This window comes from Phenylobacterium terrae (genome assembly GCF_042681205.1).
Taxonomy (GTDB): domain Bacteria; phylum Pseudomonadota; class Alphaproteobacteria; order Caulobacterales; family Caulobacteraceae; genus Phenylobacterium; species Phenylobacterium terrae.
Window position 1 is genome coordinate 880,831 of record NZ_JBHUEY010000001.1, and the last position, 13,855, is coordinate 894,685.

General features: G+C 71.3%; 17 protein-coding genes. 4 read left to right on the top strand and 13 right to left on the bottom strand.

Annotation, left to right across the window (positions count from 1 at the left end):
• Nucleotides 1-72: 72 nt before the first annotated feature.
• Both ACFSC0_RS04405 and ACFSC0_RS04410 read right to left on the bottom strand, forming a co-directional pair.
• Nucleotides 73-837 carry an SDR family NAD(P)-dependent oxidoreductase gene (locus ACFSC0_RS04405; protein WP_377282300.1) on the bottom strand — a complete coding sequence of 255 codons (765 nt, stop codon included), beginning with the start codon at nucleotides 835-837 and terminating at the stop codon, nucleotides 73-75.
• 121 nt (nucleotides 838-958) lie between these two features.
• The gene (locus ACFSC0_RS04410) at nucleotides 959-1,426 is read right to left on the bottom strand and encodes a cupin domain-containing protein (protein ID WP_377282301.1); all 468 of its coding nucleotides are present in this window, start codon (nucleotides 1,424-1,426) and stop codon (nucleotides 959-961) included.
• Between the two features lie 111 nt (nucleotides 1,427-1,537).
• On the opposite strand from ACFSC0_RS04410, the gene ACFSC0_RS04415 reads away from it, so the two are divergent.
• The gene (locus ACFSC0_RS04415; protein ID WP_377282302.1) at nucleotides 1,538-2,479 is read left to right on the top strand and encodes a LysR family transcriptional regulator; all 942 of its coding nucleotides are present in this window, start codon (nucleotides 1,538-1,540) and stop codon (nucleotides 2,477-2,479) included.
• Here ACFSC0_RS04415 and ACFSC0_RS04420 read toward each other — a convergent pair.
• A complete protein-coding gene (locus ACFSC0_RS04420; RefSeq protein WP_377282303.1) occupies nucleotides 2,476-2,904 on the bottom strand; it encodes a helix-turn-helix domain-containing protein in 429 nt (142 codons plus the stop codon). The two genes, ACFSC0_RS04415 and ACFSC0_RS04420, sit on opposite strands and share 4 nt — an antisense overlap.
• Nucleotides 2,905-2,982: 78 nt before the next feature.
• Between ACFSC0_RS04420 and ACFSC0_RS04425 the strand changes: the two genes are divergently transcribed.
• The 3 genes from ACFSC0_RS04425 to ACFSC0_RS04435 all read left to right on the top strand — a co-directional run bounded on the left by ACFSC0_RS04425 (nucleotide 2,983) and on the right by ACFSC0_RS04435 (nucleotide 6,920).
• Nucleotides 2,983-3,816: a class I SAM-dependent methyltransferase gene (locus ACFSC0_RS04425; RefSeq protein WP_377282304.1), complete on the top strand. Its 834-nt coding sequence runs from the start codon at nucleotides 2,983-2,985 to the stop codon at nucleotides 3,814-3,816.
• A gap of 225 nt (nucleotides 3,817-4,041) precedes the next feature.
• The gene (locus tag ACFSC0_RS04430; protein WP_377282305.1) at nucleotides 4,042-6,135 is read left to right on the top strand and encodes a redoxin family protein; all 2,094 of its coding nucleotides are present in this window, start codon (nucleotides 4,042-4,044) and stop codon (nucleotides 6,133-6,135) included.
• Between the two features lie 38 nt (nucleotides 6,136-6,173).
• Entirely contained in the window at nucleotides 6,174-6,920 is a 747-nt protein-coding gene (locus ACFSC0_RS04435; RefSeq protein ID WP_377282306.1) for an EcsC family protein, read from the top strand.
• A 32-nt stretch (nucleotides 6,921-6,952) separates the two neighbouring features.
• Here ACFSC0_RS04435 and ACFSC0_RS04440 read toward each other — a convergent pair whose 3' ends face one another.
• From ACFSC0_RS04440 to ACFSC0_RS04485, 10 genes are all read right to left on the bottom strand, one after another.
• Nucleotides 6,953-9,001: an MHYT domain-containing protein gene (locus ACFSC0_RS04440; protein ID WP_377282307.1), complete on the bottom strand. Its 2,049-nt coding sequence runs from the start codon at nucleotides 8,999-9,001 to the stop codon at nucleotides 6,953-6,955.
• Between the two features lie 109 nt (nucleotides 9,002-9,110).
• Nucleotides 9,111-9,734, bottom strand: coding sequence for a DUF4142 domain-containing protein (locus tag ACFSC0_RS04445; protein WP_377282308.1), 624 nt, complete (start codon nucleotides 9,732-9,734; stop codon nucleotides 9,111-9,113).
• A gap of 55 nt (nucleotides 9,735-9,789) precedes the next feature.
• Entirely contained in the window at nucleotides 9,790-10,209 is a 420-nt protein-coding gene (locus ACFSC0_RS04450; RefSeq protein ID WP_377282309.1) for a secondary thiamine-phosphate synthase enzyme YjbQ, read from the bottom strand.
• A 61-nt stretch (nucleotides 10,210-10,270) separates the two neighbouring features.
• Nucleotides 10,271-10,588 (bottom strand): hypothetical protein, encoded by a 318-nt coding sequence (locus ACFSC0_RS04455; RefSeq protein ID WP_377282310.1) that lies wholly within the window; start codon nucleotides 10,586-10,588, stop codon nucleotides 10,271-10,273.
• Between the two features lie 158 nt (nucleotides 10,589-10,746).
• On the bottom strand, nucleotides 10,747-11,043 hold the full coding sequence (locus ACFSC0_RS04460; protein ID WP_377282311.1) for an ASCH domain-containing protein: 297 nt from the start codon (nucleotides 11,041-11,043) through the stop codon (nucleotides 10,747-10,749).
• 26 nt (nucleotides 11,044-11,069) lie between these two features.
• The gene (locus ACFSC0_RS04465; protein ID WP_377282312.1) at nucleotides 11,070-11,342 is read right to left on the bottom strand and encodes an usg protein; all 273 of its coding nucleotides are present in this window, start codon (nucleotides 11,340-11,342) and stop codon (nucleotides 11,070-11,072) included.
• Between the two features lie 194 nt (nucleotides 11,343-11,536).
• On the bottom strand, nucleotides 11,537-11,947 hold the full coding sequence (locus tag ACFSC0_RS04470; protein WP_377282313.1) for a YbaN family protein: 411 nt from the start codon (nucleotides 11,945-11,947) through the stop codon (nucleotides 11,537-11,539).
• Between the two features lie 47 nt (nucleotides 11,948-11,994).
• On the bottom strand, nucleotides 11,995-12,180 hold the full coding sequence (locus tag ACFSC0_RS04475) for a hypothetical protein (protein ID WP_377282314.1): 186 nt from the start codon (nucleotides 12,178-12,180) through the stop codon (nucleotides 11,995-11,997).
• Between the two features lie 108 nt (nucleotides 12,181-12,288).
• Nucleotides 12,289-13,200: an NAD(P)/FAD-dependent oxidoreductase gene (locus tag ACFSC0_RS04480; protein WP_377282315.1), complete on the bottom strand. Its 912-nt coding sequence runs from the start codon at nucleotides 13,198-13,200 to the stop codon at nucleotides 12,289-12,291.
• A gap of 235 nt (nucleotides 13,201-13,435) precedes the next feature.
• The gene (locus tag ACFSC0_RS04485) at nucleotides 13,436-13,855 is read right to left on the bottom strand and encodes a hypothetical protein (protein ID WP_377282316.1); all 420 of its coding nucleotides are present in this window, start codon (nucleotides 13,853-13,855) and stop codon (nucleotides 13,436-13,438) included.

Genomic DNA, 13,855 nt, shown 5'->3' on the forward strand with positions numbered 1-13,855 from the left:
GTCTCTTGTTGGCGGCAGCTTACCGCGCCCTTGGACGGCGACAATGATGACGTCGGGGCGCCCGCCGCAGCGTCAGGCGTTGCGGGCCGTGAGGCCGCCGTCCACGGGGATCACGGCGCCGGTAATGTACGAGGCGGCCGGCGCGCACAGGCTCACGATCACGTGCGCCACCTCCTCCGGCCGGCCGTAGCGGCCGAGCGCAGTGCGCCGGCGGGCGAAGGTCGCCTTGTCCTCGTCGGGGATGGCGGCCGTCATGCCGGTGAGGATCGGCCCGGGGCAGACGCAGTTGACGCAGATCCCGTCGCGTCCGAGCTCCACCGCCATGGCGCGGGTCAGGCCCGCCACGCCGGCCTTGGCCGCCGCATAGGGGCTGTCGAATGCCGTGGCGCCGAGCGCCTCCGTCGAGGCGACGTTGACGATCCGCGGGCCGGCCGACCGCTTCAGGTATGGCAACGCGGCCCGGACCGTCCGCTGGTGGGCGGTCAGCAGGACGGCGAGGGACCGCTCCCAGACGGCGTCGTAGCCCTCCGCCCCCAGCGGCGAGAAGCCGGACACGCCGGCGTTGTTGACCAGGATGTCCAGCCCGCCGAACCGCTCGGCCGCCGCCACGACGACGCTGGCGATCTGCGCGGCGTCACTGACGTCCAGCGCCCAGGCCGCAACGCTGAAGCCCTCCGCCGCGAGCGCCTCGGCCACCTGCGCCGCCCCCGCCTCGTTGCGGTCGGTGACCGCCACCTTCGCCCCCTGCCGCGCCAGCAGCTCCGCCGTCGCCCGGCCCATGCCGCTGGCCGCGCCGGTGACCAGGGCGGAGAGGCCGGAGAGGGGGAATTCGATCATGCGGTGAGGCTAGCACGCCTCCCGGTGACTGGTTGCGCCGCAACGGCGCTACCTGTCACCCCGCGCCGAGCAAGGTGACAGGTAGGCCGCTGCGCGGCCAACCAGTCACCGGCGCGCCCCCTCACGCCGCCATCGGCGGGCCGATCAGCGCGATGCGGCGGGCGGCGGCGAGGCGGGCGAGGTCGGCCTGCATCTGGGGCGTCGGTTCCATCGGCTCGGGCAGGCCGTCGGTCTCGGCCGGGCGGCCGACGTCGCGGATCAGGCCCTCGAAGTCGGGGCCGACGCTCATCACCAGCATGCGGGCGCCTTCGGGCGACTCGACGCGGAAGCTGTGCGGCACGCCCTTGGGTCCGATGAGGCTCTGGCCGGGGCCGGCCGTCACCTCGTCGTCGCCGACCTTGAAGCGGATGGTCCCTTCCAGGATGTGGAAGATCTCGTCCTCGCGCTCATGGACGTGCAGCGGCGGGGAGTCGCCGAACGGCAGGCGGTGCTCCTGCACGCTGAGGCCGTCGGCGCCGGTCGCCGAGGATCTCAGGAACCGCACGCGGGTGTTGAGGAACCAGAGCGCGTTGTCTTGCGGGGTTTGCATCTTTCCGACCTTTGGTTTGAAGGTCGCCGGCGGGGCCAGCGGATGCCCGCCCATCTAGCGGGGCCGGGGCCCCTACGGAAATCGCCGTTCGCTATGGTCTGAATTGAGCCGATGAATTTCGCCGCCTTCGATCTCAACCTGTTGCGGGTGTTCGACGCCCTGGCGCGCGAGCGAAGCGTCACGCGCGCCGGCGAGCAGGTGGGTCTCTCCCAGCCGGCGGTCTCCTCGGCGCTGAACCGGCTGCGGGCGATCCTCGACGACCAGCTGTTCGTCCGCCGGGGCGCGGAGATGGCCCCGACGCCGCGGGCCGAGGCGCTGGCGCCGGCGGTGCGCGAGGCGCTGACGAGCCTGGAGCGGGCGCTGGCGGGCGACGCCCGCTTCGATCCGGCCAAGGCCCAGCGCACCTTCACCCTGCTGGGCGCGGACTTCTTCTCCACCCTGGTGATACCCCGGCTGCACGAGCGGATCGCGGCCGAGGCGCCGGGCGTGCGCCTGCGGCTGCTCGACACCGCCTTCGGCGACGTCGAGCGGCTGCTGGCCGACGACGTGCTGGACCTGGCCCTGGAGCGCCCGCTGCAACTGCCCGAGTGGGTGGCGACGCAGGCGCTGTTCGTCTCCCCGTTCGTGATGGTCGCGGCGAAGGATCACCCGCAGATCGCCGCGGCCGGGATCGCGCCCGGCGAGGTCCTGCCGCTGGACCTGTTCTGCGCCCTGCCGCACGCGATCCGCTCGGTGGACGGCAGCCTCTCCGGCATGGTGGACGAAGTGCTGGAGACCGAGGGCCGCCGGCGCGAGGTGGTGCTGGCCCTGCCGCACTTCTTCGCCGTCGCCCGGGCGGTGGCGGCCGGCCACGTGATCGCCGCCCTGCCCCGCCAGTTCGCCGACGCCTTCGCCGGGCAACTTGGGCTGGCCGTCTACGCCCTGCCGGTCCCCTCGCCCGCGCCGGAGATCCGCATGTACTGGCACAGCCGCCACCAGAAGAACCCGGCCCATGTCTGGCTGCGCGACCGGGTGGTCGAGGTGATCGCCGAGCTGGAGCCCGCCGCCCGCTAGACCTCCACCGCCTCGAAGGCGATCCGCGGCGCCGGCGGCAGCAGGCCGGCGCTGGCCGATCGCAGGATGAGCCGGAAGTGGCGGCACTGGGTGATGTCGGGCTCGGGGCAGGCGGCGGCGTGGCGCAGGCCCTCGCGCATGGCGGTGAGCCGCTGGATCAGCCTGTCGATCTCCTCGGCCTTGGCGGCGAACCGCCGCTTGTCGATCCGCTCGCCCCCGATCAGTTCGTCGATTTCCTTCAGCGAGAAGCCCGCCGCCTGGCCGAGGGCGATCAGGGCCAGGCGCTCGACGACGCCCGGCTCGAACAGCCGCTTCAGGCCGCGGCGGCCGACGGAGGCGATCAGCCCCTGCTCTTCGTAGTAGCGTAGCGTCGAGGCCGGCACGCCGGTGCGGCGGGCGACCTCGGAGATGTCGAGCAAGGACATGCTTGACCTCAAGTCGGCTTGAACTTGCACAGTGGCTCGACCCCCAGGGTTACGCAACCGCTCGAGGAGCCCCCGATCATGACCGACGCCGCCATCGCCAACACCGACCAGGCCGCCCACTGGAGCGAGGCCGGCCAGGTCTGGGTGGAGCATTCCGGCCCCCTGGACCGCTTCCTCGACAACGTCACCCCGCCGCTGCTGGCGGCGGCCTTTCCGGGCGAAGGCGGGCGGGTGCTCGACATCGGCTGCGGCTACGGGAGCACGACCCTGGAGATGGCGCGCCGCCTCGGCCCGAACGGCCGCTGCGTCGGCGTGGACATCTCGGCCCCGATGCTGGGCCTGGCCAGGGGCCGCGCGGCGGAGACCGCGAACGTCGACTTCCTGCAGGCCGACGCCCAGACGGCGGACCTCGGCCGCGAGGCCTTCGATGCCGCGATGTCCCGGTTCGGGGTGATGTTCTTCGAAGATCCGGACGCGGCCTTCGCCAACATCCGGCGGGCGATCCGCGCCGGCGGACGGCTGGCCTTCGTCGCCTGGCGCAGCCCGATGGAGAACGCCTTCTTCGCCGCCCCGGCCATGGCGGCGGCGGCGCTGCTGCCGACCGCGCCTGCGCCCGACCCCGACGCGCCCGGCCAGTTCGCCTTCGCCGACGCCGGAAAGGTGCGCGGCGTCCTCGAGCGCTCCGGATGGACGGACATCGCCGTCGAGCCGCTCGACGCGCCCGTGTCGGTGACGAGGCAGGACGCCATGGACCTGCTGCTGGGCGTCGGCCCGGCCGGTGCGGCCGTGCGCGCCGAACCGACCCTGAAGCCGAAGCTCACAGAGGCCGTCACCCAGGCCCTGGAGCCCTACCGCGACGGCGACCGCCTGAAGGTCACCGCCGCCTGCTGGCTGGTGACGGCGAAGGCGTGAGCCGGTGACAGCTAAAGGCGTCCCGCTGAGCGGGTCGCAGGTCTGCGCCGGGACGCCCTGACCAGTCACCGGAGGCGCGGAGCCGTTGATCTGGTATGATCCGATCCCAAGGCCCAGCCTCGCCGGTGGACGGTTTTTCGGAACAGCGGTATAGCAGGCCAGGACAAAAGTGACGCCGGCGTCACGCCCGACAGAAGGCGGCCGCCGGTCCCTGGGGAGGGACGAATGAAGTTCAAGCTCGCGATCGCCGGCGCCGCGATGGCCTCGATGGCGCTGATCTGGGGCGTGTCGAACGCCGCCAGCCCGGCCAAGGCCGCCGATCCGCACGCCGGCCATCACGAAGGCCACGCCGGCCACGCCGCCCATGGCGCGGCGGCTGAGACCGCCGAGACGCCGCTGCCGGCCAGCGTCGACAACTTCATGCTGGCCGACCAGAACCTGGACAGCCACGAGCTCTACCGGCTGGCCGACGCCAAGGCGGTGGTGATCGTCACCCACGGCAACGGCTGCCCGGTGATGCGCAACACCAACCCCGCCATCAAGGCGCTGCGCGACAAGTACAAGGCCCAGGGCGTGGAGTTCCTCTACCTGAACTCCAACCTGCAGGATAAGCGCGAGGCGATCGTCGAGGAGGCCAAGGAGTATGGCTACGACATCCCGATCCTGATGGACGTCAACCAGCTGGTCGGCGAGCAGCTGGGCGTGACCCGCACCGCCGAGGTCTTCGTCATCGACCCGAAGAGCTGGAAGGTGGTCTACCGCGGGCCGGTCGACGACCGCGTCACCTACGAGCGCCAGAAGGCCAAGGCCGAGAAGCACTTCGCGGCCGACGCGTTGGACGCCCTGATGGCCGGCCGGCCCGTCGCCCAGGCCAAGGTGCAGGCCGCCGGCTGCCTGATCGACTTCCCCGAGCGGGCCAAGCGGGCCGAGCACGCCAAGATCAGCTACGTGCACGACATCGCCCCGATCGTCCGCGAGAAGTGCGTGGCCTGCCACCAGCCGGGCGGCATCGGCCCGATGACCCTGACCAACTACGAGATGATCAAGGGCTTCTCGCCGATGATCCGCGAGGTCATCCGCACCGACCGGATGCCGCCGTACCACGCCGATCCTTCGGTGGGTAAGTTCCACGACGACAAGTCCCTGAGCCCGCAGCAGATCAAGACCCTGGTCCACTGGATCGAGGCCGGCGCGCCGCGCGGCGAGGGCGAGGACCCGCTGGCCAAGGTGAAGTTCGAGGCCCCGGAGTGGCCGCTCGGCAAGCCCGACCTGGTGCTGGACATCCCGGCCTACGACATCCCCGAGACCGGCATCGTCGACTACCAGCGCCCGGCGATCCCCTGGCCGCTGACGGAGGGCCGCTGGCTGCGCGCCTCGACCATCAAGGTCGAGCAGCGTCAGGGCGTGCACCACATCCTGACCGGCTACATGAAGGAGATGCCGGCCGACGGCAAAGGCAACGAGAGCCGCTGGGGCGCCTCGGTGGGCGGCTATGCGGTGGGCTCGGAGTCGACCATCTCGCCGGACGACGTGGGCACCTATGTGCCCGGCGGCGGGGCGATCGGCTTCCAGAACCACTACACCCCGTTCGGCAAGGCGGCGACCGACCGCTCGAAGATCGCCCTCTACTTCTACCCCGAGGGGCAGAAGCCGAAGATGGTCATGCGCGGGATCACCATCATGGACCCGACCATCACCATCCCGGCCAACACGGCGCGGCACAAGGAAGTCGCCTACCTGATCTTCCCGAAGGACGCCCTGCTCTACTCGGCCTTCCCGCACGCCCATTACCGGGGCCACTCGTCGGACCTGACGATCGAGTACCCGGACGGGACGCGGAAGCTGCTGCTCAGCCTGCCCAAGTACGACTTCAACTGGCAGCGGGCCTATGAATTCGCCGAGCCGATCAAGGTCCCGGCGGGCTCGCGGCTGATCGCCACCTACACCTACGACAACTCCAAGCGGAACCCGGCCAACCCGGACCCGGAGAAGGTGGTGACCTGGGGCGACCAGTCGTTCGAGGAGATGTTCTTCACCGCCCTGCGCTACCGCTGGGTGGAGGAGACCTCCGACGACCTCAAGCCCGAGTACGACCAGGCCCTGCAGGCGTCGACCATGCTGGGGATGATGGACGACAACCTCGACCGCAAGCTCCAGCTCACCGAGGCGCGGGGCCGCATGGGGAACCTCATCCGGACCAACTTCGCGATGATCGACACCGACAAGGACGGCGGCCTCAGCCAGGACGAGCTGGCCGCCGCGCAGGCCCTGATGGGCCGGCGGCGCAACAACCTGGTGGCAGGGGGCGGCGCGCCCTAGTCGACCTCAACCGTCGGAAGCTCTAAAGGGCGGGCCTGATGACCTCAGGTCCGCCCGTCTTCGTTTCCGAGACCGCCTACGAGCACTGGGCCCAGGGCGAGGTCGCGCGCTGGCGCGAGAAGATGCTCAGCCCCCCCAACGCCTGGAACCGGGCCACGCGCGGCGTGCAGCAGCGGATCACCCGCGCCATCCCGGAGAAGGTGCACCAGGCGGTCACCGCGGTGATGGAGCGGATGACCCGGGGCATTCTTGTGGGCGCCGACGTCACGACCGCCGATCCGCTGCAGGGCCTGTCCCTGGAAGAGCGCGACCGGCGCGCGGCCGACTACATCAAGAACTACCGCACCACCGCCGCGGTGGAGGGCGGGGTCGCCGGGGCCGGCGGCTTCCTGATGGCGGCCGCCGACTTCCCGATCCTGATCGGCATCAAGATCAAGCTGCTGTTCGACCTGGCGGCCATCTACGGCCACTCCGGCGAGGTGTTCGGCGAGCGGGTGTTCATCCTGCATCTCTTCGAGCTGGCCTTCTCCAGTCCCGAGCATCGCGCCGACGTCTTCCGCCGGATCGAGGACTGGGACCCGGCCGACTGCCCGACGAGCTTCGAGGCCTTCGACTGGCGCAGGTTCCAGCAGGAGTACCGGGACTACATCGACTTGGCCAAGCTCGCCCAGCTGCTGCCGGTGGTCGGCGCCCCGGTGGGGGCGGTGGTCAACTGGCGGCTCCTCGACCGCCTGGGCCAGTACGCGATCAACGGCTACCGCATGCGCTGGCTCGCCGGACGGTGACGCCCTTCCCTCCCCCTCATGGGGAGGGAGGATCAGCTCGCCGCGGCGAGGGCGTCGGGCTGTTCCACCAGCGGGATCTCGAGCCGACAGGCGACGCCGCGCGGCGCGAACTTCAGCTCGGCCACGCCGGCGAGGTCGCGCACGATGCTGGTCTCGATCAGCCGCGAGCCGAAGCCGCGGCGGCTGGGCGTCTCGACGCGCGGCCCCGCCTCCTCGCGCCAGTCCAGCACCAGCCGCTGCGCGCCGCCGCGCTGCTGCAGCTTCCAGCTCACCCGGACGCAGCCGGCGGGCGTCGACAGCGCCCCGTGCTTGGCCGCGTTGGTGGCCAGCTCGTGCAGCACCATGCCGAGCGACAGCGCCGCCCGCGGCGGCAGGTCGACGTCCGGCCCGTCGAGCCGGGTCTGATCGGCCGAGTAGGGCTGCAGCTCCTGGGTCAGCAGCTGGCGCAGGCTGGCCCGCTCCCAGCCGCCGCGGGTCAGGGCGTTATGGGTCTGGGAGAGGGCCACCAGCCGCGCCTCGAAGGCCTCGCGGAACTGCGCCGGCGAGGGCGCGCCCTTGGCCGTCTGGGCGGCGATCGACTGGATGGTCGCCAGGGTGTTCTTCACCCGGTGGTTCAGCTCGTTGACCAGCAGCTGCTGGCGCTCCAGCGAGGTGTGGGCCTCGGTGATGTCGACGTTGCATCCGGCGTAGCCGAGGAAACGGCCGCCCTCCTCGAACCTCGGCGCGCCGTCGCAGCGCAGCCAGAGGATCCGGCCGTCCCTGGCCTGGGCCCGGGCGGTGATCGTGAAGGGCTTGCGCTGCTCGAACGCCTCCGAGGCCGGACGGAAGGCGTCGCGGTCCTCGGGCAGGAAGAGTTCGATCCATCCGCGGCCGAGGATCTGATCGGGTCGGCGGCCGAACACCTCCTGGAAGTGGCGGTTGGCGAAGGTCAGGGCGCCCTGCTCGTCGCTCATCCAGATGAACACCGGGGCGCTGTCCGCCACCAGCTGGAAGCGGCGCTCGCTCTCGGCCATGGCGGCGAAGGCCTGCCGCCGGTCGGTGACGTCGAGGATGACGCCGCGCAGCCGGCGGGGCCGCCCGCTGCGGTCGGCGATCACCCGGCCGCGGAGGTTGGCCCAGCGTTCCGAGCCGTCCGCCGGTCGGACGGGGATCTCCACGTCGTAGTCCTCGCCGCTCTCCCAGACCTGGGTCAGCCCGGTCTCCTGGGCGGCGCCCTGCCCGGGCCTCAAGGCCGCCAGCAGGTCGGCATAGCCGAACGGCTGGTCGGGACGTCGCCCGAAGATCTCCTTGCCCCGCGGCGAGACGTGCAGCCGCATGCGCGGCAGTTCCAGCTCCCAGTAGCCGATCTTGCCCGCCTGGAGCGCGTCGAGCACCTCCAGCCGGCGGTCGTACAGCGAGGCCAGCAGCGCGAAGAACAGCAGCACCAGGGTGCCCAGCGCCACGGCCGTGGCGAGCAGGATCGGCGAGAGGTCGCCCGACGAGGCCTGCGCGTGTCCCTGATGCGTCAGCCGCAGGGCCGCCATGGCCGTGTAGTGCATGCCGACGATGGCCCCGCCCAGCACGAGGGCCGAGACCGCCCGCCAGCCGATCGACCGCTCCCGCCGGGCGGCGACCAGCGCAGCGGTGGAGGCCACCACCGCGACCACCAACGACAGGGCGACGAGCCGCGGCTCATAGCCGAGAGCGACCGCCGTACGCAGCGCCGCCATGCCGACGTAGTGCATCAGGCAGATGCCCGCGCCCATCGCCGTTCCGGCGATCGCCAGCCGGCGCAGGCCGGCCGATCCGCCGCCCGCCCAGAAGAAGGCGAAGCCGGTCGCCCCGACCGCCAGGGCCAGCGACAGCAGGGTGAGGCCCAGGTCGTAGCGGACCGGCGAGCCCGGGTCGAAGCCCAGCATGGCGATGAAATGCATCGACCAGATGCTGACGCCCATGGCCACCGCCGCGGCCGCGAGCCAGATCATCCGCGCCTGGGCGATGTGGGCGCGCACGCGCCGGAACAGGTCGAGCGCGGTCCACGATCCCAGCACCGCGACCAGCAGCGATAGGCCGACAAAGGTGGGGTCGTGAGCGCTTGTCATCTGCTCGCCGTAGGCGGGCGCCCAACCGCAGCGCCCACCTATGGATATACGACAGGCGCACTCGCCCCGCGCGCGTCCAACCGACGCGGCGGGGCGAAAACCGGTCGGTCTACTTGGCCGGCGCGGTCTGGCCGGCCGGCGCGGCCTCGGCGGCGCTGTCCATGGCGCGCACCTGGTCCAGGTGCTTCTGGACCACCGGCGCGGTCTTGGCCGCGAACGCCTTCAGGCCGGCGTCGCCGCCGTCCTGGGCGTAGCCGTTGAGCAGGTTGAGCGCCTCCTCGTGGGCGGCGACCTGCTGGTCGATGTAGGCCTCGTCGAAATCGGCGCCGTTGGCCGCGCGCAGGTTGTCGATGAGGCCCTTGCGGCGCTGATCCATCTCAGTGGGCAGGGTCACGTTGGCCGCCTGTGCGAGCGGCTTCATCTCGGTGGAGCTGGCGGTGTGGTCCTTGACCATCATCGCGCCGAAGTCCTTCACCGCCTGGGACTGGCCCTTCTCCTGGGCCAGCTTGCCGGCCTCGATCTCGTACATGTCGCTGATCGCGGCGTTGGTCGCGAAGCCTTCGGTCGTCTGGCCGAGGGTGGCGGACGAGGCTGCGCCGACGGCGGCGCTCATCGCGTCCTGCGCCGCGTTCACCGGTTCGGTCTGGCCGGGGCTCTCGGCGGTCTCGTTGCGCTGGCAGCCGGCCAGCATCAGAGCCGCGGCGGCCACGCCGCAGAGGATCGGACGGATCATGGGCATCTCCCGTTTGAATTGTTGTGGGAACAGCCGCAGCGCAGCTTTGTTCCGGTCATTCACCCAGGAGATGCAGCACCACCTGGCGCCGGTGGGGCGCCCGGCGGTGCTCGAACAGGTAGACGCCCTGCCAGGTTCCCAGCGCCAGCCGCCCGCCGCTGAGCGGCACCGAAAGCTGCACGCCGGTCAGCGCCGAGCGGATGTGGGCCGGCATGTCATCGGGGCCTTCGGCGTCATGGATGTAGCGGCCGGGCGCCTCGGGGGCGATCCGGTCGAAGAAGGCCTCCAGGTCCCGGCGCACGTCCGGGTCGGCGTTCTCCTGGATGGTCAGCGAAGCGGAGGTGTGGCGGCAGAAGAGGGTGAGCAGGCCCTCGCCGATCCCCTGTCCCTCGGCCCATCGGCGCACCTGCCCGGTGATCTCCACGAGGCCGCGCCCGGAGGTGTCGATGCGGAGGTGATGAAGCGCCTGGCGCATGGGGGCCGATCAATCGGCCCGCGCGGCGGAGATGTCGAGAGGCGGCGCGCCGGTTTCGGCGTCAGGACCGCCGCAGACGCAGCACCTGGCCGAACTCGCCGGCGTGGGCCGGGCGCTCCACGTGGCGTTCCGTCGGACCGATGGCCGCCAGCTGGACGACCTGCTGGTGCGCCTCGTCGTTGCGCGGCTCGGTGAGCGGCAAGGGCTCGGGGTCCACCTCCACCGGCCGCACCTCGAGCGGGCTCAGCGGATGTTCGGCGCCGAACCAGGCGTTGTGGCGCGCGCAGTAGGCTTCGGCCAGCTCCTTGCTGGTGAAGACTCCGAGCGGGATCCTGGGAAGGCGTCCGCCGACCACGAGGTGCATCTCGCGTCTGGCCATGGGGCGTTCCACTCCGTCCTGACGCTCTTCGGCGCCCAAGAGCCGCCCCCAGCTCTTGATCGGTTTTTGACACAACAACCGCCTGTTGTCTTGGCGCTTTTCGTCGCGGCGGGGCGCGTCCGCGGGAAGGCTCCTCAGGCTGGGCCGTGGCCCAAGCCTCATCCTTCCCCGCCGGCCCCTTCTCCTTGGTAAACGAACTCGACCAGGAACACGCGCTCGCCCCGCCCGTGCCGCGCGGTGGCCATCAGATCCTCGAGGCTGTCGAACCCGGACCGCTTCGCCAGTTCGGGCGTGACGTCGGAACCGTCGATCTCGGTCAGGCCCGTCACCTCCACGAACCCCGGCCCGAGCGGATAGCGCCCGCCGACCCGCACCCGCGGATGCCTCCAGATCCGCACGCTGCAGGTGACCTCGCCGCGCATGATCGGGGCGTGCAGCCGCTTGGTGAACGTCATGGGAGAAGGCTAGCGCCTTCCCGGCGTCAGTTCAGCTTGAAGCTGGCGCCGACGGCCTTCAGCTCGGCGGGGCGGATCAGGCGGGCGTGGCCGACGGTGACGGAGTGGAGGACGCCGTCGAGCTTGTGGGCCCAGAAATCCAGGAACTTGTGAAGCACCGGAAACTCCGGGAACAGGTCGTATTCCTGCCAGATGTAGCTCTGGAGAAGGGCCGGGTGGTCCGGCATGTGGTAGAGGATCTCGGCCGTGGTCAGGCCATAACCGTCGAGCTGCTTACGGAACTCGATCGAAGCGGTCATCTATTCACCTCGACTTGTCGCATCGAAGACATAACGCGCAAGGTCGAGTGTGGCGCCGACTCGTATGAATAGACAATGAAGGATACTTTGGCACTCGCAGCATTCGAGTGCTGCTAAAGCAGGTCATTGCGCGCGATGACTTGGCGCGTGCAGATAAGGCAAAGGTCGCCCGCAAGCAAGCCGGCCGCTGGAGATCAGCTCGGGCGGCTCAGCACGAAGGCGGCCCCCGCCAGGATCACCACCGAGGCGATCGCCGGGGCGATGGGCCCGTCCGAGCGCCAGATGACGATCGCAAGGCCCGCGGCCATGCCGATCACGGCGATGATCTTGGCGCGCACCGGGATCGCCCGCCGCTCGTCCCAGTCCCTGAGCAGCGGGCCGAAGCGGGGATCGGCGTAAAGCCGCTCGCCCAGCTCCGGCGCGCCGCGCGCGAAGGCCCACACGGCCAGCAGCAGGAAGACGGTGGTCGGCATCAGGGGCAGCACCGCGCCGATCGCCGCCAGCCCCACGCAGACCACTCCGAAGGCGCGGTAGAACAGCACCTCCGCGCGGCCGCGGGCGCGTCTGGGCTTGTCGACCTGCTCGGGCGGCTCGCTGGGGCTCATCGGCGGCCGACTATGCCACATCCGCGCCGGCGCGCGCGGCGAAAGCCTCAGGCGCCGCCGTCGCCGGATCCGTCGACGGAGCGCGCGATCTCGCGGATCACGCAGGCGGCCGCAATGGCCTTGGTCGGAGCCGCCCCGCTCGCCTGCACCTCGCCGGCCTCGTCGAACGCGGTCCAGGCCCACCCTTCGTCGCAGGGCTCGATGCGATAGCCGAACTCCGCTTCGGAAGGCATCGGCGACTCCTCAACCGTTCACAGGCCCTGGAGAACGGCGGCCCGGCGGCCGCGTTCCTGAACATGTAGAATTAATGTGCAAGCTTCGGCACTTAGCGTAGGCCGGAACTACAGCTCGCGCGCCCGCAGGCTGTTGTGGATGTGGGTCGCCGCGATCGCCGCCTCCCCCTCGGCGGTGCTGATCTGGTTGAGGCCGCGGACCAGGTCGCCGGCGGCGTAGAGCCCGGGCACGCTGGTCTCCTGGTGCTCGCCGACCATCAGCCGCCCGGAGCTGTCGAGCGGCACACCGGCCTGCTGGGCGAGTTCGGTGCGCGGGCGCACGCCCATGGCCGAGTAGATCACGTCGAACCGCCGCGGCTCGCCGGGCCCGAAGTGCAGGGCCTGGATCTTCTCCTTCTCCAGCACCACCCGCTCGCAGGAGGTCTCGATGACCTCGACCCCGGCGCGGGCGAGCTTGTCGCGCCAGGCGCCGTCGAGACTGTCGGGGTCGCCGATATGGATCAGCGCGACGCGGTCGGAATAGGTGGTGATGAAGATCGCCTCGGCCGCAGCGTGGGGTCCCTGCCCGATCACGCCCACGCTCTGGCCCTGAACCTCGTAGCCGTCGCAGATCGGGCAGATGCGGATCAGGGTGCGGCGCACGCAGCCCTCGATGTCCGGCAGCGGCGGCTCGACGTCCTCCACGCCGCAGGCCAGCAGCACGTTGCGGGCGCGGACCTCCTCGCCGTCGACCGCCAGGCGGAACAGGCCGTCCTCCACCTTCAGCGCCTGGGCGCGGCCGGGACGGATGACGGCGCCGTACTTCTCGGCCTGCACCCGCATGCGGCGCAAAAGCTCCAGCCCGTTCACGCCGTCGGGGAAGCCCGGGTGGTTGTGGCTGACCGGGATCCAGCCCGCCCGGCTCTCCCCGGAGTCGAGGACCACGAAGCTGCGCTTGAACCGACCCAGGTAGATGGCGCCGGTCAGCCCCGCAGGGCCGGCGCCGACCACGACGGCGTCGAGGATTCCATCATTCGACAAGGGCTTGGGCCTCCGCTGAGCCCGGAGAACGTGGCGCGAGTGAGTTGGCTCCCCCCTCGCCCCGTGTGGGCGGGGGGAGGCGCCCGAAGAGCCTCCTGAGTGGGCTCGCGACCGGCTTCGCAGGCCCCCTCCTCACAAGGGGGAGAAGGGCGGATCAGCGCGCCGGCGCAGCCCCCGGCCCGCATCGACCAGACCTTCTTCTACGCTCCCCGCAGGTCCAACCTCGCCGTGCTCCTCAGGGGGCCCGGTAACCCTCGGCCGAGAGTTCCAGTTCGCCGGCGGCCGGGTCGTTGCGGAAGAGCAGCCCGCCGCGCCGGTCGCCGCCGCCGGGCAGGTAGTCGAGGGTGGCGGAGCGGCGCTCGACCTCGGCGCCGCCGGCGCTCAGGACGCCTGTGACCTGCACCTCGGCGGCCGGACGCTGGCTGGCGTTGCGGGCCCGGAACTCGACCACCCAGCCGGCCGGCGTCCGCGTGGCCCCGAGCCGCTCGACGCTCAGCGTGGGCGGCTCCCCGTCGGCCGCCAGGGCGTCGGCGAGGATCACGCCGATCGCGCCGAGCAGCAGCACGAGCCCGAGCCCGGCCATGATCCACTCGAGCAGCGGCGTCCTGCAAGCGGCGGTCTTGGCGGCGGCGCGGGCGGGCGGCTTGCGGGCCAT

Excerpts from the sequence above, each read along its gene's own strand:
- ACFSC0_RS04405 (WP_377282300.1), bottom strand. The coding sequence starts at position 837 with ATGATCGAATTCCCCCTCTCCGGCCTCTCCGCCCTGGTCACCGGCGCG.
- ACFSC0_RS04410 (WP_377282301.1), bottom strand. The coding sequence starts at position 1,426 with ATGCAAACCCCGCAAGACAACGCGCTCTGGTTCCTCAACACCCGCGTG.
- ACFSC0_RS04415 (WP_377282302.1), top strand. The coding sequence starts at position 1,538 with ATGAATTTCGCCGCCTTCGATCTCAACCTGTTGCGGGTGTTCGACGCC.
- ACFSC0_RS04420 (WP_377282303.1), bottom strand. The coding sequence starts at position 2,904 with ATGTCCTTGCTCGACATCTCCGAGGTCGCCCGCCGCACCGGCGTGCCG.
- ACFSC0_RS04425 (WP_377282304.1), top strand. The coding sequence starts at position 2,983 with ATGACCGACGCCGCCATCGCCAACACCGACCAGGCCGCCCACTGGAGC.
- ACFSC0_RS04430 (WP_377282305.1), top strand. The coding sequence starts at position 4,042 with ATGAAGTTCAAGCTCGCGATCGCCGGCGCCGCGATGGCCTCGATGGCG.
- ACFSC0_RS04435 (WP_377282306.1), top strand. The coding sequence starts at position 6,174 with ATGACCTCAGGTCCGCCCGTCTTCGTTTCCGAGACCGCCTACGAGCAC.
- ACFSC0_RS04440 (WP_377282307.1), bottom strand. The coding sequence starts at position 9,001 with ATGACAAGCGCTCACGACCCCACCTTTGTCGGCCTATCGCTGCTGGTC.
- ACFSC0_RS04445 (WP_377282308.1), bottom strand. The coding sequence starts at position 9,734 with ATGATCCGTCCGATCCTCTGCGGCGTGGCCGCCGCGGCTCTGATGCTG.
- ACFSC0_RS04450 (WP_377282309.1), bottom strand. The coding sequence starts at position 10,209 with ATGCGCCAGGCGCTTCATCACCTCCGCATCGACACCTCCGGGCGCGGC.
- ACFSC0_RS04455 (WP_377282310.1), bottom strand. The coding sequence starts at position 10,588 with ATGGCCAGACGCGAGATGCACCTCGTGGTCGGCGGACGCCTTCCCAGG.
- ACFSC0_RS04460 (WP_377282311.1), bottom strand. The coding sequence starts at position 11,043 with ATGACGTTCACCAAGCGGCTGCACGCCCCGATCATGCGCGGCGAGGTC.
- ACFSC0_RS04465 (WP_377282312.1), bottom strand. The coding sequence starts at position 11,342 with ATGACCGCTTCGATCGAGTTCCGTAAGCAGCTCGACGGTTATGGCCTG.
- ACFSC0_RS04470 (WP_377282313.1), bottom strand. The coding sequence starts at position 11,947 with ATGAGCCCCAGCGAGCCGCCCGAGCAGGTCGACAAGCCCAGACGCGCC.
- ACFSC0_RS04475 (WP_377282314.1), bottom strand. The coding sequence starts at position 12,180 with ATGCCTTCCGAAGCGGAGTTCGGCTATCGCATCGAGCCCTGCGACGAA.
- ACFSC0_RS04485 (WP_377282316.1), bottom strand. The coding sequence starts at position 13,855 with ATGGCCCGCAAGCCGCCCGCCCGCGCCGCCGCCAAGACCGCCGCTTGC.